The organism is Streptomyces sp. JHA26 (assembly GCF_002005565.1).
In the GTDB taxonomy this organism is placed as follows: domain Bacteria; phylum Actinomycetota; class Actinomycetes; order Streptomycetales; family Streptomycetaceae; genus Streptomyces.
In genome coordinates this window covers 1-745 of sequence record NZ_BDJC01000160.1, presented here as the reverse complement: position 1 = coordinate 745, position 745 = coordinate 1, and the positions used below count along the sequence as shown (strand labels likewise).

General features: G+C 69.8%; 1 protein-coding gene. It reads right to left on the bottom strand.

Annotation, left to right across the window (positions count from 1 at the left end; genetic code table 11):
- Positions 1 to 745: flavodoxin-dependent (E)-4-hydroxy-3-methylbut-2-enyl-diphosphate synthase (gene ispG, locus JHAT_RS33520; protein WP_143660637.1), on the bottom strand; the 745-nt coding region annotated here is incomplete at both ends.

The window sequence follows — 745 nt, the reverse complement described above, 5'->3', positions numbered from 1 at the left end:
GGCGCAGGTTCAGCGACTCCAGGATCTGGATGCCGACCTTGATCTCCTCGACCGGCGGGGCCGACAGGGAGACGCGGATGGTGTCGCCGATGCCCTGGGAGAGCAGTGCGCCGAAGGCGACGGCCGACTTGATGGTGCCCTGGAAGGCGGGGCCGGCCTCGGTGACGCCGAGGTGGAGGGGGTAGTCGCACTGGGCGGCGAGCTGGCGGTAGGCCTCGACCATGACGACCGGGTCGTTGTGCTTGACGGAGATCTTGATGTCCCGGAAGCCGTGCTCCTCGAACAGCGACGCCTCCCACAGGGCGGACTCGGCCAGCGCCTCGGGGGTCGCCCTGCCGTACTTCTGCAGCAGGCGCCGGTCCAGCGAGCCGGCGTTGACGCCGATGCGGATGGGGGTGCCGTGGTCCTTCGCCGCCTGGGCGATCTCCTTGACCTTGTCGTCGAACTGCTTGATGTTGCCCGGGTTGACCCGCACCGCCGCGCAGCCGGCCTCGATGGCGGCGAAGACGTACTTGGGCTGGAAGTGGATGTCCGCGATGACCGGGATCTGCGACTTCTTCGCGATGACGGGCAGCGCGTCGGCGTCGTCCTGGGTGGGGCAGGCCACCCGGACGATCTGGCAGCCCGAGGCCGTCAGCTCGGCGATCTGCTGCAGGGTGGCGCCGATGTCGGAGGTGCGGGTCGTGGTCATCGACTGCACCGACACCGGGGCGTCGCCGCCGACGGCCACGGAGCCGACCTGGAT